Source organism: Aquabacterium sp., from assembly GCF_034003525.1.
GTDB lineage: Bacteria > Pseudomonadota > Gammaproteobacteria > Burkholderiales > Burkholderiaceae_C > Aquabacterium.
Window position 1 is genome coordinate 224155 of record NZ_JAVEYN010000001.1, and the last position, 17136, is coordinate 241290.

The following is a 17136-nucleotide window of genomic DNA, read 5'->3' on the forward strand; positions in this document are numbered from 1 at the left end:
GGGCGACGGGCGCGCCAGGGCGCCGCGCGCTCAGCCTCTCATCAGGCCTCGAGATGCGACAGGTGCACATGTGCCCCGGTCTTGGTGCGGATCTCTTCCGGGGTCACACCTGGCGCCAGTTCCACACACTTGAAACCTTCAGGCGTCACGTCCAGCACACACAACTCGGTGATGATGCGGTCGACCACGCCCACGCCGGTCAGCGGCAGCGTGCAGTGCTGCAGCAGCTTGTGCTCGCCATTCTTGGCGCTGTGCTCCATCAGCACGACCACGCGCTTGACGCCGGCCACCAAGTCCATGGCACCGCCCATGCCCTTGACCATCTTGCCCGGGATCATCCAGTTGGCCAGGTCACCCTTCTCGGACACCTGCATGGCGCCCAGGATGGACAGGTTGATCTTGCCGCCACGGATCATCGCGAAGCTCTCATGCGAGCCGAAGATCGACGAGCCCGGCAGCACGGTCACGGTCTGCTTGCCCGCGTTGATCAGGTCGGCGTCCACCTCGTCTTCCGTCGGGAAGGGGCCGATGCCCAGCATGCCGTTTTCCGACTGCAGCCACACGTCGATGTCGGGGGCCACATGGTTGGCCACCAGGGTCGGCAGGCCGATGCCCAGGTTCACATAGAAGCCGTCTTGCAGTTCCTGTGCGGCACGCGCCGCCATTTCGTCATGGGTCCAGGGCATGGTCAGGCTCCAGCAGTTTCACGAAGGGTGCGCTTTTCGATGCGCTTCTCGGGGGTGGTGTTGAGCACGATGCGGTGCACTTAGATGCCCGGCTGGTGCACGGCATCCGGATCGATAGTGCCGGTCTCGACCACTTCTTCCTCTTCCACGATCGTGACCGTGCCCGCCATGGCTGCAGCCGGGTTGAAGTTGCGTGCGGTGCGGCGAAAAATCAGGTTGCCCGACTTGTCGGCCTTCCACGCCTTGACCAGGGCCACCTCGGGCACCAGGGCGCGCTCCATCACATAGACCTCGCCATCGAACTCGCGCGTTTCCTTGCCTTCGGCCACCAGGGTGCCCACACCCGTCTTGGTGAAGAAGGCGGGGATGCCGGCGCCGCCGGCGCGCAGCTTCTCGGCCAACGTGCCTTGTGGGGTGAACTCCAGCTCGAGCTCGCCGGCCAGGTACTGGCGCTCGAACTCCTTGTTCTCGCCCACGTAGCTGGAGATCATCTTCTTGATCTGGCGGGTGTTGAGCAGCTTGCCCAACCCAAAGCCGTCCACCCCCGCATTGTTGGAGATGACGGTCAGGTCCTTGACGCCGGATGCCTGCAAGGCATCGATCAAGGCTTCCGGGATCCCACACAGGCCGAAGCCCCCCACCGCGAGCAACTGCCCGTCTTTGACGATCCCAGCCAGCGCACTGGCGGCGTCGGGATAGACCTTGTTCATCCACTCACTCCTTGGCAACAGGGGTTATTGATGCTGCACCGCAGCAATGAAAGCGTACACCGGGATGTCATGAAAAACCAGACATCCCTCGAAAAAGCCAAACCTTCGAAGTTAACCGTCAAGGATTGGGCAAGGCAGGGGGTTTGTCCGCCCCCGGCAACGCAGGCAGCTTGCCCTGCAATGCACGGATGGGTTCGGGCAGAGGCACCGGTCGGCCATCTTCGTTGCTCACCCACACGAGGGTGGCGCCGCCGGCCGCATAGTGCTGCCCCGGCTGGTCGCGCCGCTCGATGGTCACGAAGGTGTCGATGCTCGTGCGGCCCGGCGAGGCCACATACAACTTCACGACCAGGTCACCGGGGAAAACCAGCGGCTGGTAGAAGTTGAAAAAGGCATTGGCGATCACCGGGCCCTCTTTGGCATCGGTGAGGCTGCCGGTCATGGCCTCGATCCAGGTCACCCGGGCCTGCTCCATGTACCTGAAGTAGACGGTGTTGTTGACGTGACCCAGGCTGTCCATGTCTCCCCACAAAATGGGCAACGCGGTTTCATGGACCAGGATCTTGTGCTCGGGAATGTCCAATCGCATGGTGTCGGTTCAGATATCGAATCAGTGGGTTCAGCCAACGGGCTGCGCAAACTACCCAGATACGGGCGCGCCACGCAGATTCAAGCTCAGGACGCCGCCATGCCGTCGTCGGCGGAAATGATCGCGCCGTTGATGAAATCACTTTGCGCCGAACACAACATGACCAGCAGGGCATCGAGATCTTGAGGGCGCCCCACGCGCTGGCGCGGCAGCATCTTGATCAGCTTCTGCCCACCTTCGGTTTCCCAATGGTGGTGGTTGATCTCGGTGTCGATGTAGCCCGGGCAGATGGCATTGGTGGTGATGCCAAAGCGCCCCCACTCGGCGGCCATCACCTTGCTCATGTGGATGACCGCTGCCTTGCTCATGCAATACACGCCAATTTGAGGCAAGGTGCGCAAGCCAGCTGCCGAGGCGATGTTGATGATGCGCCCTCCGGCGAAAACCCCAGGCGCTGCGCCCTTGGCCCGCGCCAGCATGCGCTTGGCCACTTCCTGAGCCATGAAAAAGGCGCCACGCGTGTTGGTGCCAAAGACATGGTCGAAGCCCTCCTCGGTGACATCGACCAGACGCTCTGTGGTGCTTACCCCGGAGTTGTTGATGAGGATGTCGATGGGGCCGACCTCGGTCTCGGCATGGGCCACGGCTGACTTGATGCTGTCCAGACTGGTCACGTCCAGCGAGACCACATGGGCATCGCCGCCAGCCGCCTCGATCTCCGAGCGCAGGTCCTTCAGACGCTCCAGGCGACGCCCCCCCAGCACGACCGCCGCGCCCGCCCCCGCCAGGGTGCGCGCAAACTGCATGCCCAGGCCACTGGACGCGCCGGTGATCAGGGCCACGCGGCCAGACAGATCAAGTGTGTAACTCATGGGAACAGATCCTTCGTGATGGGTGCAGAAACCTTAGCACGCCATCTGCGCCGGTCTGACCCGTCAAAGACGGAATCCCACAATGCAGGGGTTTACCCCGAGTTGTGCGACAGCAATGCAAAAGTGCCTTGCCTAACTGGCAAGGAATTTTTGCACTTCAGCAGAATAGAATCGCGCTTTTGATCGATAACAACAGAACGCTGTTTGTCAGAAACAGAAGGAATCACGATGACGCCCCAGGAAATCCTTGAGCAGTTTGGCCCCCGCGAGTCGATGGAATATGACGTCGTGATCGTGGGCGCTGGCCCTGCTGGCCTGTCCACCGCCAACCGCCTGAAGCAGCTCGCCGAGAAGGCCGGCAAGGAAGTCAACGTCGTCGTGCTCGAAATGGGCTCCGAACCTGGCGCACACATCCTGTCGGGCGCCGTGATGGACCCGATCGCCATGAGCGAGCTGTTCCCCAACTGGAAGGAACTGGGCGCGCCCCTGAACCAGCCCGTTACGGCTGACCAGGTGCTGGTGCTGAGCGAAACCGGCGCCATCGCCACGCCTCAGGCCCTGATCCCCAACAACTTCCACAACCACGGCAACTACGTGATCAGCCTGGGTGCCGTCACCCGCTGGCTGGCCCAACAGGCCGAGAACCTGGGCGTGGAAATCTTCCCTGGCTTCGCTGCTGCCGAAGTGCTGTACAACGACGATGGCTCAGTCAAGGGCGTCGCCACCGGCAACATGGGCGTGGACAAGTCGGGCGAGCCGACCGACAACTTCCAGCTGGGCATGGAACTGCTGGGCAAATACACCATCTTCGCAGAAGGTGCACGTGGCCACCTGGGCAAGCAACTGATCGCCAAGTTCAAGCTGGACGAAGGCAAGGATCCGCAAAGCTACGCCATCGGCATCAAGGAACTGTGGGAAATCGACCCGGCCAAGGCTCAGCCTGGCCTGGTGGTGCACACCGCTGGCTGGCCGATGGACACCCAGACCTATGGTGGCGGCTTCCTGTACCACCTGGAAGACAACAAGGTCACCCTCGGCTTTGTGACCGGCCTGGACTACAAGAACCCCTGGCTGAGCCCCTTCGAGGAAATGCAGCGCTGGAAGACCCACCCCAGCATCAAGCCCGTACTGGAAGGCGCCAAGCGCCTGAGCTACGGCGCCCGCGCCATCACGGCCGGCGGCATCCTGTCACTGCCCAAGACCGTGTTCCCGGGCGGTGCCCTGGTCGGTTGTGACGCCGGTTACCTGAACGCTGCCCGCATCAAGGGCTCGCACGCCGCGATGAAGACCGGCATGCTGTGCGCCGACGCCATCTTCGACGCCCTGAACGCCGACCGTCAGCACGACGAGCTGAGCGCCTACCCTGCCTCGTTCGAGAAGAGCTGGCTCAAGGAAGAGCTGGACACCTCCAAGAACTTCAAGCAGTGGTTCAAGAAGGGCATGTACGTTGGCATGCTGATGACTGGCATCGAGCACTGGCTGCTGCCCAAGCTGGGCGTCAAGTCGCCGCCCTGGACCATCCACCGCACGGCTGCCGATCACACCTATCTGCAACCGGCTGCGTCGATGCCCAAGATCGAGTATCCGAAGCCTGATGGCAAGATCACCTTCGATCGCCTGAGCTCGGTGTTCATCTCGAACACGAACCACGAAGAGCACCAACCGGCTCACCTCACGCTCAAGGACGCCTCGGTGCCCGTCAACGTGAACCTGGCCAAGTTCGGTGGCCCGGAGTCGCGTTACTGCCCGGCTGGCGTGTACGAGTTCGTCAAGAACGACGACAACAGCGATCGCCTGGTAATCAACGCGCAGAACTGCGTTCACTGCAAGACCTGCGACATCAAGGACCCGACCCAGAACATCGTCTGGGTCACGCCTGAGGGCGGTGGCGGTCCGAACTACGCTGGCATGTAAGCCAGACGCAAAAAGGAGTCCCTCGGGACTCCTTTTTTATGGGCTCCATCACTGAGCTATGCTTGGCGCCATGTCCGCTCACGGCAAGCTCCCTTACCTCACCATCGGACAGGTTTCGCAGCACACGGGCGTGAGTGCAAAAGCCATCCGCCACTATGAATCGCTCGGCCTGATTCCCGCTGTGCCGCGCCGTGGCACCTACCGCCTTTATCGCCCAGAACACATCGATGCGATTCGCTTGATCCGCAAAGCGCAGAGTCTGGGCTTCACGCTGGCGGAGTTGCGAGGACTGGGCACCGATGGTTGCACGCCCGATTGGCCCCGTTTCGTCAAGGCTCTGGACCTGAAGCGAAAAGCCGTGGCGATGGAAATGGCCCGCCTTCAGAAGCTCGACACCGAACTCGCGGACCTGCAGGCCACCTTGCCTGGGCTGATCGCCTCCGAGTTGGACTGTGCCATGTTGACGACAGAACTGACGAGGTCTTGACCTTTCCTCCGGGGGCAAGGTTCAGCATTTAGGCTCGCCAACTCCGGAGGCCCCATGACCATCCGCACGCTGCTTATCCTTGGCCACCCGAACCCCGCCAGCTTCAATGCCGCCTTGGCCGATGCTTATGCTGAAGCTGCACAACAAGCGGGAAGAGAGCTACGCCGTCTTGACCTGCACGCCTTGCGCTTTGATCCCATCTTGCACGCTGCTTATCGAGGCGAGCAAGCGCTGGAGGCGGATTTGCAAGCGGCACAGACCGCTATGCTGTGGGCTCAAGAGATCGTCTGGATCTACCCGGTGTGGTGGGGCGGCCTCCCTGCTCTGCTCAAAGGCTTTCTGGACCGGGTGCTTCTGCCTGGCTTCGCCTACAAGTTTCACCCAGGCCATCTTCGCTGGGACAGATTGCTCAAAGGTCGAACGACGCGCATCATCGTCACGCAAGACACCCCAGGTTGGTACGACCGCTTGGCTTATGGCCGCCCCGCATGGCGTCAGATGAAACATACCGTCTTGGCATTTTGCGGTCTCAAGTTGCTGAGCAGTACCCTGTACGCGCCCGTGGTCAGTTCCACACCCGCACTTCGTGAACGCTGGCTTGCCGATGTCAGGCGCCTGGCGAAGCTGTGACACAGCGTGCTGCGCGGGCTCGCGACATCGCCAGGCTCAACGCCCCAGCTCGCCGTCCGTCTCGCCGTCGATCACCTGCGGCAGGGGAATCGGCTCGTGCTGGGGATCAGGCTCAATGACCTCCAGCCCATTCATGGCCTGACGGGAGGCCGCCGCCTGACGCGCATCGCGCTCGGCCTTGATCTGCGCACGACGCTCGGCAAAAAAATGCTTGAGCAGCTGACTGCTGGCGTCGGCCAGCACACCGCCCACGATCTGGGTGTGGTGGTTGAGTTGGCGCATGGCGAACAGGTCTGTCACCGAGCCCGCCACGCCGGTCTTCGGATCGGTGGCCGCAAACACCACGCGCTTGAAACGCGCGTGCATCAGGGCCATCGCGCACATGGCACACGGCTCCAGCGTGACGAACAACTCGCAATCTGGCAAGCGATAGTTTTCGAGCAACTGCGCTGCGTGACGCAAGGCCACGATCTCGGCATGTGCCGTGGGGTCGTGCGTGGTGATCGGGCGGTTGTAGCCGGTGGCAATCACCTGCCCCTCACGCATGATGACCGCCCCTACCGGCACCTCCCCCGCCAACCAGGCGTTGTGAGCCTGATCAAGAGCGATGCGCATGGCAACTTCGTCGGACGGCAGGATCATGGAGCGCACAGGTGAAATCAGACAAGGGGGCACATTATCACGGTGGACGCCCGCCTTCCCGCGATGCGCCGTTCAGGGCTGCTTGCTCTCCAACTCTTCCTCAAGCTGCTCACTGCGGTTTTGCATCATGTTGTTGACGTCGGTCTGCACCTGCTGGGGCAGCTGACGTGCCTGTTGCGGCGTGCTCACGTTTGGCGCGGTCACCGCATCACTGGCCACCGAGGCGGCCGGCGCCGCGGGCTGCACGATGCCCAACTGCTTCTTGGCCACCACCGCCACAATGAGCAAGACCACCACCAAAGACAAGAGGCTGAGAATTCTCATGCGTGTTTCCGATCGGGGACAATGAGACGAACGGCGCGCCATGCGCACCCCTGACACCTGCATTGTGCGCCCGTGGCCTTGCTGATTGCACTCCCCGATGCCTGCCTCCTCCTCTGACAGCCCGATCGGCGCCTCCTGGGTCATCCACTGCGACGGCAGTGCGCTGCCCAACCCAGGACGCATGGGGCTGGGGGCGGTGCTGATCGCCCCCGACGGCACCCGGCAAACGCTCACGCAAGCCACACACACCATTGGCTGCAACAACGAAGCCGAATTGCGTGCGGTGATGGCCGCCTTGCGTTCCCTGCCAGGCACTGGCTGTGGCGTGGAGGTGTACAGCGACAACAGTGTGCTGGTCGAGCAACTGATGCAAGCCAACGCCCGTCCCATTGCGCGCCTGGCCTCCCTCTTTGACGAGGCACGCGAGATGCTGACCCACTTTGACCCCTGCGTCGTGCGCTGGCTACCGCGCCACCGCAATACGGAGGCCGACGCGCTCGCGCGACAGGCCTTGGGCATGCCCCCGAAGACGCCCTCCCCGCCACCTAAGCGTCCTCGCCACAAGCGCTGAGACAGGTCCACCGGAGGCGGATTCGGCGCAGATGCGCAACTCCCTGGGTTTGCCGGACGCCACTTCTGCGCTACGCTGCACAGGTCAGTGTGTTCTCCACCACCTCCAAGGACGTTGGCATGCCTCATACCTACAGTCAGAAGAACATCGGCCAGGCCGCAGCCCCCACCACAGACGCAGACCAAGGCATGCGCTTGGTGGCCCCCCTCCACTTGCGCACCTCCACGGCCACTTGCTGGAAGTGCCACAGCCTGACCCAGGTCCATGCCCTGGTGGCCAGTGACGTGGTGGACCTCGGCGAATCAGGCCAAGCTCGTACCTATGTGCACGGCATTGCGAACCCGCCCGAAGCCCTGACCCAGTCCCTGCGCCTTCTGGCGCCCAACCTGCGGGTGGACGAGCCAGACGCCGATGGCGAGTTGCGTCTGACCAACCACTGCGGGCATTGCGGCGCTTTGCAGGCCGACGTTTATCTTTTTGACGAGCCCGGCGCGCCATTCTTCGGGCGCCCCCCCGAAGGTCATCTGGGTGCCGAGATCCTGGGCCACGACGTCGTGGTCGATGACGCCCGTTACTCCACCTGATTCACCTGGCCAGGCCGCCCGTTGGGCTCACACGCCCGGCGGGCCACTCCCTCATGGATAACCTGTTTGCAGACCTCACCCCACCGCTGGAAGGTGAGCGTTTCGATGTGCTCTTGCGCCACAAGGGCCTGACCATCGAGCGCATCGTCAGTTCCCCCCGCATTGCGCACGAACGCTATGTGCAACCACAAGACGAATGGGTGCTGCTGCTGCAAGGACAGGCCGTGCTGGACGTCGATGGGCACGAGGTAACGCTCAAGTCCGGCAACCATCTGTTCCTGCCTGCGCAGACCCCTCACACGGTTTTGCAGGTGTCCGACGGCGCCTTGTGGCTGGCGGTTCACCTGCACCCCACACCATGACCCTGCTGGCCGTTTTCACCACCCTGCCCAACGCCGAATCCGCCCGTGAGTTGGCTCAGATGCTGGTGGAGCGTGGGCTTGTCGCCTGCGCACAGATCGACGTCGTCGACAGCATTTATCGCTGGGACGGCGCCATTCAGCACGATCAGGAGCATCGGCTGATGCTGAAGACCACGTCAGAGCGCTATCCGGCGTTGGAGGCAACCATCTGCGAACACCACCCTTATGAGCTGCCCGCCGTCTACGCCGTACCGGTAAGCCAGGCGTTGCCCCCCTACGCAGAGTGGGTCACCGCGCAAACCGGGCCATGAGGTGAGACATGAGGCTCACCGAGCCATGAACCAAGGCACCAGCTTCAGCTTGCCTGGTGGCAACGCACCGAGCACCGCGCCAATGGACACCACGACGATGCCGATCACGGCAACGAAGCCGAGTTGCTCGCCCAGGATCAGCAACCCGCCCACGGCCGATACAGCAGGCACCAAGGCCAGCATCAGGGAAGCCTCGCTCGCGCCGATTTTCTGAACCGCGTAGCTGTACATGCCAACTCCCAGAAACGCGATCACGACACCTTGATACACCGCTTGCAGGCTGATGGCACCCCAGGTGGCCTCGCCCATGGTGCTGGGCAAGAAGCAGGCATATACCGGCAGGTACACCATTGCCGAGATGGTCGCGAGTCCCAACACACCCGGCTGAGGCCGGATCTGCCATCGCCTCACCAGCAGACCGTAAACCGCATAGGTCAGAGCTGCAGCCAGAAACAACAAATCCCCTATCCACTGGTCTCCGTCACTCTTGGCAAAGAGGCTCTCGTAACCGATCAGCAGCAGACCACTGGTTGTCAAAAGCAGGGCCACCACGGTCTGGCGGGCAATGTGAAAGCCCGTCATGAACGCCATGATGAGAATGGTCCAAAAGCCGATCCCGCCATTGACGAACACGCCGGCATGAGAGACCGGCGCGTAGGCAAAACCGACGTAGGCAAGCGTGCAATACCCCAAGCCGCCCAGCAGTGAAAGCACCGCATGTTTGGCCCAGTCCACGCGAGGCACGTAGCGCAGGAACAAAGGCAAAGCGATGGCACCCGACACCCCAAAGCGGATGGCCGCAATGTCGTACGGGGTGAATGCGGCCGTCGCCCCAAATCGCGACACGATGTTGAAGCCCGACCAAAAAAACACAACGGCCAAGGCCGCCAGCAGGCCTTTGCCCATGTCTGATACAGGCGCGCGTGGCGTGGTCAAGTGAGGATCCTCAAGGTGGTGCCAATCAAAGCTAATGTCCGCTCCATCAAGGACACATCAGCGCATGGGCGACTCGGCCCAGATCAAACTGTCGCCGCGCCCGATCGCCCAAGTCCGCTCGCTCTCGGCCTCGGCCAGATGACACGCAGCGCGTTGCTCATTTTCTGATACTATCAGCGCCAGAACAATACATTCTACCAAATCTTTCTTGAACCTTTCTTTAAACGTCCATTTTTGCATCAAATGAAACATGTTTAAAAAAGTATTCTTGTCGATCCTTCTCACGCTGTCACTTTCTGCCTGCGAAACCATGCCAAGCACAGGAACGGATAAATACAGCCCCGCCGCACTCAAAGAGAACCTGAAAGTCGGCGTTGCCACACCTGACGACGTTCGCCGCATTTATGGCAAACCAGACATGACCAGTGAGGGCCCCGCCGGTCCACGACACTGGGTATACGAAATCGATGAGGTGAACAACTCCCTGATTGATTCCGCCGTCAGTTTCATACCCGTTTACGGCGTGTCAACAGCCAAGAAAGCCGTCACTAAAAGTCGCACGCTGACAGTCTTCTTTCACAACAATCGTGTGAGTGACCACGACCTTAACAACGCCAAGCGTTGACGAGGTAAATGCAGAAAACCTGTGCTTGCACGGGAAATTGGGTTCAAGCTAACAATACCCCGCTGCTGACGTAGCGGGGTTTTTTTTGCGACTCAGGCTTGCCATTCCATGAGAGAACTCTAAGTATCCCATCCAAGTAGCGCGCCCCCCCAGCAGCCTCACCGGTCCTTGCGCCCTCCCCCAACACCGTCAAAACCACTTGACAGTATCGGCGCGAAGGTTTGCACGGCGCCGCAATTTTGCTGCCAGATTTACCGTCTTTCCAGTTTTCCCCCTGATGACTGAAGCTGAACGATCCCGAACTCGAATCGTCATGCAAGTCATCGATTTAATTAGAGAAACTCGGTTCTGCTGAACACTCTTGAACGATGCAGAACCGATTCTGTTTCATTCCCACTCGATCGTGGCAGGCGGCTTGCTCGACACGTCGTAAGCCACGCGGTTGATGCCGCGCACTTCATTGATGATGCGGCCGGACACCTTCTTGAGCAGGCTGTAAGGCAGTTCGGCCCAGTCGGCGGTCATGAAGTCGCTGGTCTGCACGGCACGCAGGGACACGACGTACTCGTAAGTGCGGCCGTCACCCATCACGCCCACGCTCTTGACCGGCAGGAACACCGTGAAAGCCTGGCTGGTCAGGTCGTACCAGCTCTTGCCGGTTTCGGGGTCGATGCAGTTGCGCAGCTCTTCGATGAAGATGGCGTCGGCGCGCTTGAGCAGGTCGGCAAACTCGGGCTTGACCTCGCCCAGGATGCGCACGCCCAGACCCGGGCCCGGGAAGGGGTGACGGTAGACCATGTCGTGCGGCAGGCCCAGGGCCACGCCCAGCTCGCGCACTTCGTCCTTGAACAGCTCGCGCAACGGCTCCAGCAGCTTCAGGCCCAGCGTTTCGGGCAGACCGCCCACGTTGTGATGGCTCTTGATGGTGGCCTTCTTGGTGTGCGTGCCGCCCGATTCCACCACGTCCGGGTAAATGGTGCCTTGCGCCAGCCACTTGGCGTTGCTCAGCTTCTTGGCCTCGGCCTGGAACACCTCCACGAACTCGCGGCCGATGATCTTGCGCTTTTGTTCCGGGTCGGTCACGCCCTTGAGGTGCCCCAGGAACTGGTCGGCGGCGTCGATGTGCACGACCTTGGCATGCAGACGGCCGGCGAACATCTCCATCACCATCTTGCCTTCGTTCAGCCGCAACAGGCCGTGGTCCACGAAGACGCAGGTCAGCTGATCGCCAATGGCGCGGTGGATCAGGGCCGCAGCCACCGACGAGTCCACGCCGCCCGACAGGCCGAGGATGACCTCTTCGTCACCCACCTGCTCGCGGATCTTGGCGACGGCTTCTTCGATGTAGTCGCCCATGATCCAGTCACCCTTGCAGCCGCTGATCTCGCGCACGAAACGCGTCAGCATGGCGTGGCCCTGCACGGTGTGCGTGACCTCGGGGTGGAACTGCACGGCGTAGTAGTGCTTCTCTTCGTTGGCCATGCCGGCGATCGGGCAGCTGGGTGTCGAGGCCATCAGCTTGAAACCGGGCGGCAGGGTCGTGACCTTGTCACCGTGGCTCATCCACACCTTGAGCATGCCGTGGCCTTCAGGAGTGGCGAAGTCCTGGATGCCATCAAGCAGCTTGGTATGACCGTGGGCACGCACCTCGGCGTAACCGAACTCACGGGTGTCGCTCCACGACACTTCGCCGCCCAGCTGCACGGCCATGGTCTGCATGCCGTAGCAGATGCCCAACACCGGCACCCCAGCGTCCCACACGGCCTGCGGCGCGCGCAGCTGGTGGTCTTCGTAGGTGCTGGCGTGGCTGCCCGACAGGATGATGCCCTTGGCGCCGAAGGACTTGATGAACTCGTCCGAGACGTCGTTGGGGTGAATCTCGCAGTAGACGTGGGCTTCGCGCACACGGCGGGCGATCAGCTGGGTGACCTGGGAGCCGAAGTCGAGGATCAGGATCTTGTCATGCATGGTGGAATCTCGGGGAATCAATCTGACGCGATGTGGATGCGGATCGTGCGCGGGCCGGGGCTTCAGGCCTTGGCACGCCCGGCCAGGGCAGCGTCATGCGCATGGCGGGTCCGGCTGAAATAACGAAAACCGATGATGGCCGCCACCCCTTGGACGGCCGCACACAGGTAGAAGGGAATGCCGATGCGCCAGTCACCCTGTGGGTAGGCGGACGCCACGGCCAGCAAGGGGGCGGCCAGAATGGGGCCCAACATGGCCGCCACGCTGTTGATGGAGGACACGGCCCCCATGCTCTCGCCCTGGCGGCTGGGGTCCACGGCATTGGCGACCAGGCTTTGCAGGCCCGGCTGCACCATGTAGCCAAAGATGTTGACGAAGATGATGATGTACATCATCCAGCCCTGGGGCACCAGCCCATAGGCCAGGTAGCACAGGGTGGACGAGATCAGGCCCACGCTCACCAGTCGGCGCAAGGGAATGTGCTTCTGGAACTGGCGCAGCAGGCCACCCTGCACGATCACGGCCATCACGCCCACCGCGAACAGCGAGTACCCGTTGTCCTTCGGGGTCCAGCCGAACTTGAACTCGGTGTACAGGAACCAGATGGTGTGCAGGCAGAACTGCGCGAGGATCGACAGGCCCATGATCCACATCAGGGTCTCGACGCCCTTGAGTTGGCGCAGGCGGGCCAGCGAGGTGAAGGGGTTGGCCCGCACCAACTCGAAACTGCGACGGTGTTCGGTCGGCAGGGACTCGGGCAGCACAAAGTAGCCGTAGACCGCGTTGAGCAGGGTCAGGGAGCCGGCCAGGAAAAAGGGCCAGTGGACGTCGATGTCGCCAAGCACGCCGCCCATGACCGGGCCCAGGATGAAGCCCAGCCCGAACATGGCACCCAGCAGACCGTAGTTCTTGGCCCGGTCTTTGGGTTCGGTGATGTCGGCCACATAGGCATTGGCCACGGCAATGTTGGCGCACATGGCGCCGCCCATGATGCGCACGGCCAGCAGCATCCAGAAGGCGTTGGCCAGGGCCGTGACGAAGAAGTTGATCGCCATGCCGACCAGCCCGAGCAAGAGCACCGGGCGGCGACCATAGCGGTCAGAGAGCGCACCCAGGACGGGAGCGCTGAAGAACTGCGCAATGGCAAAGGCCGCTTGCGCGGCCCCATAGGCGAACGATGTGCCCGCGCCCGAGTCCATGAAGGACCCGATCAGCTTGGGCAGCACCGGTGCAATGATCCCGATCGACATCATGTCGAGCAGGACCGTCACCATGATGAATGGCATGGCCGCCTGGCGGCCGCTTGTCGAACCCATTGGCATCCTGTCAGTGGTTCAGAAAGGCGGCCGGCAAGGGCCAGAGCCCATCACTCCATGCGGTAGTTGGGCGCTTCCTTGGTGATCTGCACGTCGTGGACGTGGCTTTCGCGGATGCCAGCCGACGTGATCTCGACGAACTCGGCCTTGTTGCGCATCTCTTCGATGGTGCCGCAACCGCAGTAGCCCATGGACGCACGCAAGCCACCAGCCATCTGGTAAATGATGGTGATGACCGAACCCTTGTAAGGCACGCGACCTTCGATACCTTCCGGCACAAGCTTGTCGGCGTTGGGGTTGGCGCCTTCGTCGTTTTCCTGGAAGTAGCGGTCAGCGGAGCCGTCCTTCATGGCACCGATCGAGCCCATGCCACGGTAGCTCTTGTAGCTGCGGCCCTGAAACAGGATGACTTCGCCCGGCGCCTCTTCGGTGCCGGCGAACATGCCGCCCATCATCACGGTGCTGGCGCCGGCGGCGATGGCCTTGGCAATGTCACCGGAGTAGCGGATACCGCCGTCGGCGATCAGGGGCACGCCCGTGCCTTGCAGCGCGGTGGCCACACTGTCGATGGCCATGATCTGGGGCACACCCACACCGGCCACGATGCGGGTGGTGCAGATGGAGCCGGGGCCGATGCCGACCTTGACCGCATCGGCGCCGGCTTCGACCAGGGCCAGGGCAGCTGCGCCGGTGGCGATGTTGCCGCCGATGACGTCGACCTGCGGGAAGTTTTGCTTGACCCAGCGCACGCGCTCGATCACGCCACGGCTGTGGCCGTGGGCGGTGTCGACCACCAGCACGTCGACGCCGGCCTTGACCAGCAGTTCCACGCGCTCTTCGGTGCCCTCACCCACGCCCACTGCAGCGCCCACACGCAGCTTGCCATGCGAGTCACGGGCAGCGTTGGGGAAGGTGTTCTGCTTGGTGATGTCCTTGACGGTGAAGACGCCGCGCAACTCGTTGTTGTCGCTGATCATCAACACGCGCTCCAGCTTGTGCTGGTGCATCAGGGCCTTGGCTTCGGCCTGTGAGGTGCCTTCCTTGACCGTGATCAGACGCTCACGCGGGGTCATGATCTCACGCACCGGGGCGTCGAGACGGGTCTCGAAACGCAGATCGCGACCAGTCACGATGCCCACGACCTTGCCCTCGTCGACGACGGGGAAGCCGGAGATGCCGTGCTGCTGAGACAGCTCGATCACTTCGCGGACCTTGACGCCCGAGGAGATGGTGATCGGATCGCGCAGGATGCCGGATTCGTAGCGCTTGACGCGCGCGACTTCGGCGGCCTGCTGACGGGCCGTCATGTTTTTGTGGATGATCCCGATGCCGCCTTCCTGGGCGATGGTGATCGCCAGACGGGCTTCCGTGACGGTGTCCATCGCGGCGGACACGAGCGGCAAATTCAACTGAATGTTGCGGGTGAGACGGGTGGCCAGCGATGTGTCGCGGGGCAACACTTCAGAATACGCGGGCACCAACAACACGTCGTCAAACGTGAGGGCTTTACCAAGCAGGCGCATGAACAGGCTCCAGACGCAAAAGTCGATTATACGCGGAGCGATGCCCTGTTCGCCAGCGTGAAGATGTCCGCGTATTTACATTCATTCACGTGGATGATCTGGCCGTCCTTGGCTAAACTGGTTGTCATGAAACACGCGCATTACGCCCCTCACGTTCTGGCTCTGATTCTGTCCGCGAGTGCGGTCGTCTGCACGCCGGCCCTGGCCAGCGGCCAGTGGAAATGGCGCGATGCCAACGGCTCGATCCAGTACAGCGACCGGCCCCCACCCCAAGGCACGCCGGAGTCGGCCATCCTGGCCAAGCCACGGGCCAGCACGGCACGCATCGTGACCCAGCCGGTCGAGGCCGCATCGGCCCCGGTGGCCGCTGGCCGCACGGCGCCGGCTGCGAGCAAGGCGGGCGAGAACGAACTCGACGCCAAGCGCCGCAAGCTCGAGGAAGAGGAAAAGGCCAAGCAGCAAGCCGAGGATGCCAAACTGGCCAAGGCGCGCGCCGAAAACTGCGAGCGCGCCCGGGCTTACGAGCGCACCTTGAATGACGGCATCCGCATCTCGCGCACCAATGCCAAGGGCGAGCGCGAGATCCTGGACGACAAGGGTCGCGCTGACGAGATGCAGCGCACGCAGGACGCCATCCGCGCCAACTGCAAGTGAGGCGAGCCAGCCTGGCTCACCCCCTCAGGCCCCGCTGGACGGGGCCATTTTTTTGCCCTTGGCGCTGGGCTTGATGCGCTGCGAGCCCTTGGGCCACTTCTTCAAGTGGTCCTGGTAACGCAGGCGACGGGCCTCTTTGGGGTCCACCACCAGCGGCCGTACGAGTTCGATGCGATCTTGGTCGCGCAAGGGATGACCCAGGCGCTCCTTGCGCCCCCACACCCCCACCGCCCATTGGCCTGCACTCAAGGTTTCCGGGCTCAGACCGGGCACGTTCGACATCAGGCCACAGGCCAGCAAGGCGTCACGCACGGTGCTGCCGGCGGGCACCTGCAGACGCACGCGTTGCACCTCGCGGGGGGCAACACTGACGGCCACCTCGACGGTGAGTGGTACGGTGGAGGCAGAGACAGGCTCTGTGACAGTAGACTCAACGGGGGCCATAGACCTGCTCGGCACGCTTGACGAAGGACTCGACAAAGGTGTTGGCAATGCGATCGAAGACCGGGCTGACCACGAGGGACAGGGCCTTGCTGGAAAAAGCGTAGCTCAGCGAGAACTCGACCTTGCAAGCGGGCGCATCGGCAGGGTCCGTCGACGGATCACCGGCCTGTCCGGGCTTTTGCAGGGGCACGAAGCGCCAGGTCCCTTCGAGTTTCGAGAACGGGCCGTCCACCAGGTTCATGGTCACGCTGCGCCCCGGGTCGTTGACGTTGCGCGTGGTGAAGGCCTGTCGCACGCCGGCAATGGCCATGTGCACGCGGGCGGTCACACCGTCGTCGTGGGTGTCGATAACCTCGGCGCGGTCGCACCAGGGCAGGAATTGAGGGTAGTCTTGAACGCCGGTCACCAGCCCATACATTTCACGGGGTGAGTACCAAAGCAAGACAGACTTGTGAACGTGCTTCATAGAATGTCGGTATTTTAAAGACGCTGGCGAGCTGCCGCGCTACAACATGTCCATCGCAGAAAACAGAAAAGCCCATTTCAACTACCACATCGAGGAGCGCTTCGAGGCGGGTGTGGTGCTGGAAGGGTGGGAAGTGAAAGCCATCCGCGAGGGACAGGTGCAGATGACCGACGGCTATGTCGTGATCAAGGATGGCGAGCTGTACCTGATCGGGCTGCGCATCAACGCCCTGCGCTCGGCCTCCACCCACATCAAGCCCGATGCCGACCGCATCAAGAAGCTGCTGATGCACCGCGAGCAGATCCGCCGCTTGATCGGCAAGACGGAGCAAAAGGGCTACACCATTGTGCCGCTGAACCTGCACTGGAAGGGCGGCCGCGTGAAGGCGGACATCGCCCTGGCCAAGGGCAAGGCCGAGCACGACAAGCGCAACACCATCAAGGACCGCGATTGGGAACGTGAAAAAGGCCGATTGATGAGACATAAGGTCTCATCCAGTCCGAAGGACTGAGGCTGACCAGC

General features: G+C 62.4%; 22 protein-coding genes and 1 pseudogene. 10 read left to right on the forward strand and 13 right to left on the reverse strand.

The annotated features are described in order from the left end of the window. Window positions 1-41: 41 nt before the first annotated feature. The 4 genes and pseudogenes from RBT42_RS00980 to RBT42_RS00995 all read right to left on the reverse strand — a co-directional run bounded on the left by RBT42_RS00980 (window position 42) and on the right by RBT42_RS00995 (window position 2857). Window positions 42-686: a CoA transferase subunit B gene (locus RBT42_RS00980; RefSeq protein ID WP_320361758.1), complete on the reverse strand. Its 645-nt coding sequence runs from the start codon at window positions 684-686 to the stop codon at window positions 42-44. A 2-nt stretch (window positions 687-688) separates the two neighbouring features. Beyond that, window positions 689-1396, reverse strand: a pseudogene (locus RBT42_RS00985) (CoA transferase subunit A). 118 nt (window positions 1397-1514) lie between these two features. Beyond that, window positions 1515-1985 carry a thioesterase family protein gene (locus tag RBT42_RS00990; protein ID WP_320361760.1) on the reverse strand — a complete coding sequence of 157 codons (471 nt, stop codon included), beginning with the start codon at window positions 1983-1985 and terminating at the stop codon, window positions 1515-1517. A gap of 86 nt (window positions 1986-2071) precedes the next feature. Continuing rightward, on the reverse strand, window positions 2072-2857 hold the full coding sequence (locus RBT42_RS00995) for an SDR family oxidoreductase (RefSeq protein WP_320361762.1): 786 nt from the start codon (window positions 2855-2857) through the stop codon (window positions 2072-2074). Between the two features lie 228 nt (window positions 2858-3085). Between RBT42_RS00995 and RBT42_RS01000 the strand changes: the two genes are divergently transcribed. The 3 genes from RBT42_RS01000 to RBT42_RS01010 all read left to right on the forward strand — a co-directional run bounded on the left by RBT42_RS01000 (window position 3086) and on the right by RBT42_RS01010 (window position 5888). Further along, window positions 3086-4771, forward strand: coding sequence for an electron transfer flavoprotein-ubiquinone oxidoreductase (locus RBT42_RS01000; RefSeq protein WP_320361764.1), 1686 nt, complete (start codon window positions 3086-3088; stop codon window positions 4769-4771). 70 nt (window positions 4772-4841) lie between these two features. Further along, window positions 4842-5258: a MerR family transcriptional regulator gene (locus RBT42_RS01005; RefSeq protein ID WP_320361766.1), complete on the forward strand. Its 417-nt coding sequence runs from the start codon at window positions 4842-4844 to the stop codon at window positions 5256-5258. Between the two features lie 54 nt (window positions 5259-5312). Next, the gene (locus RBT42_RS01010; protein ID WP_320361768.1) at window positions 5313-5888 is read left to right on the forward strand and encodes an NAD(P)H-dependent oxidoreductase; all 576 of its coding nucleotides are present in this window, start codon (window positions 5313-5315) and stop codon (window positions 5886-5888) included. A 36-nt stretch (window positions 5889-5924) separates the two neighbouring features. Here RBT42_RS01010 and tadA read toward each other — a convergent pair whose 3' ends face one another. Further along, window positions 5925-6530 (reverse strand): tRNA adenosine(34) deaminase TadA, encoded by a 606-nt coding sequence (gene tadA / locus RBT42_RS01015; RefSeq protein ID WP_320361769.1) that lies wholly within the window; start codon window positions 6528-6530, stop codon window positions 5925-5927. Window positions 6531-6602: 72 nt separating this feature from the next. Continuing rightward, entirely contained in the window at window positions 6603-6854 is a 252-nt protein-coding gene (locus RBT42_RS01020) for a hypothetical protein (protein ID WP_320361771.1), read from the reverse strand. A 97-nt stretch (window positions 6855-6951) separates the two neighbouring features. Here RBT42_RS01020 and RBT42_RS01025 point away from each other — a divergent pair, with 97 nt between their 5' ends. The 4 genes from RBT42_RS01025 (at window position 6952) to cutA (ending at window position 8682) form a co-directional block, all read left to right on the forward strand. After that, window positions 6952-7425, forward strand: coding sequence for a ribonuclease HI family protein (locus RBT42_RS01025; protein ID WP_320361773.1), 474 nt, complete (start codon window positions 6952-6954; stop codon window positions 7423-7425). 119 nt (window positions 7426-7544) lie between these two features. Next, entirely contained in the window at window positions 7545-8009 is a 465-nt protein-coding gene (locus RBT42_RS01030; RefSeq protein WP_320361774.1) for a hypothetical protein, read from the forward strand. Window positions 8010-8062: 53 nt separating this feature from the next. Further along, window positions 8063-8371 (forward strand): cupin domain-containing protein, encoded by a 309-nt coding sequence (locus RBT42_RS01035; RefSeq protein WP_320361775.1) that lies wholly within the window; start codon window positions 8063-8065, stop codon window positions 8369-8371. Continuing rightward, window positions 8368-8682, forward strand: a complete 315-nt coding sequence (gene cutA / locus RBT42_RS01040) for a divalent-cation tolerance protein CutA (protein WP_320361776.1) — start codon at window positions 8368-8370, stop codon at window positions 8680-8682. Before RBT42_RS01035 ends, cutA begins: the two co-directional genes overlap by 4 nt. A 15-nt stretch (window positions 8683-8697) precedes the next feature. On the opposite strand, the gene RBT42_RS01045 is transcribed toward cutA, so the two are convergent. Further along, window positions 8698-9618: a DMT family transporter gene (locus tag RBT42_RS01045; protein WP_320361777.1), complete on the reverse strand. Its 921-nt coding sequence runs from the start codon at window positions 9616-9618 to the stop codon at window positions 8698-8700. A 57-nt stretch (window positions 9619-9675) separates the two neighbouring features. After that, window positions 9676-9870 carry a hypothetical protein gene (locus RBT42_RS01050; RefSeq protein ID WP_320361778.1) on the reverse strand — a complete coding sequence of 65 codons (195 nt, stop codon included), beginning with the start codon at window positions 9868-9870 and terminating at the stop codon, window positions 9676-9678. Between RBT42_RS01050 and RBT42_RS01055 the strand changes: the two genes are divergently transcribed. Next, on the forward strand, window positions 9869-10243 hold the full coding sequence (locus RBT42_RS01055) for a hypothetical protein (protein WP_320361779.1): 375 nt from the start codon (window positions 9869-9871) through the stop codon (window positions 10241-10243). The genes RBT42_RS01050 and RBT42_RS01055 overlap by 2 nt on opposite strands. A gap of 387 nt (window positions 10244-10630) precedes the next feature. On the opposite strand, the gene guaA is transcribed toward RBT42_RS01055, so the two are convergent. From guaA to guaB, 3 genes are all read right to left on the reverse strand, one after another. After that, window positions 10631-12211 carry a glutamine-hydrolyzing GMP synthase gene (gene guaA / locus RBT42_RS01060; protein WP_320361781.1) on the reverse strand — a complete coding sequence of 527 codons (1581 nt, stop codon included), beginning with the start codon at window positions 12209-12211 and terminating at the stop codon, window positions 10631-10633. 62 nt (window positions 12212-12273) lie between these two features. Continuing rightward, window positions 12274-13527 (reverse strand): MFS transporter, encoded by a 1254-nt coding sequence (locus tag RBT42_RS01065; RefSeq protein WP_320361782.1) that lies wholly within the window; start codon window positions 13525-13527, stop codon window positions 12274-12276. Between the two features lie 50 nt (window positions 13528-13577). Next, window positions 13578-15050, reverse strand: a complete 1473-nt coding sequence (guaB, locus tag RBT42_RS01070; protein ID WP_320361783.1) for an IMP dehydrogenase — start codon at window positions 15048-15050, stop codon at window positions 13578-13580. 126 nt (window positions 15051-15176) lie between these two features. On the opposite strand from guaB, the gene RBT42_RS01075 reads away from it, so the two are divergent. Further along, window positions 15177-15704: a DUF4124 domain-containing protein gene (locus RBT42_RS01075; protein ID WP_320361786.1), complete on the forward strand. Its 528-nt coding sequence runs from the start codon at window positions 15177-15179 to the stop codon at window positions 15702-15704. 24 nt (window positions 15705-15728) lie between these two features. Here RBT42_RS01075 and RBT42_RS01080 read toward each other — a convergent pair whose 3' ends face one another. Both RBT42_RS01080 and RBT42_RS01085 read right to left on the reverse strand, forming a co-directional pair. Beyond that, window positions 15729-16082 (reverse strand): RnfH family protein, encoded by a 354-nt coding sequence (locus RBT42_RS01080; protein ID WP_320361788.1) that lies wholly within the window; start codon window positions 16080-16082, stop codon window positions 15729-15731. 52 nt (window positions 16083-16134) lie between these two features. Then, the gene (locus RBT42_RS01085; RefSeq protein WP_320361790.1) at window positions 16135-16614 is read right to left on the reverse strand and encodes a type II toxin-antitoxin system RatA family toxin; all 480 of its coding nucleotides are present in this window, start codon (window positions 16612-16614) and stop codon (window positions 16135-16137) included. Window positions 16615-16660: 46 nt separating this feature from the next. Between RBT42_RS01085 and smpB the strand changes: the two genes are divergently transcribed. After that, complete coding sequence (gene smpB, locus RBT42_RS01090; protein WP_320361792.1) at window positions 16661-17125, forward strand: SsrA-binding protein SmpB; 465 nt, start codon at window positions 16661-16663, stop codon at window positions 17123-17125. Window positions 17126-17136 lie beyond the last annotated feature (11 nt).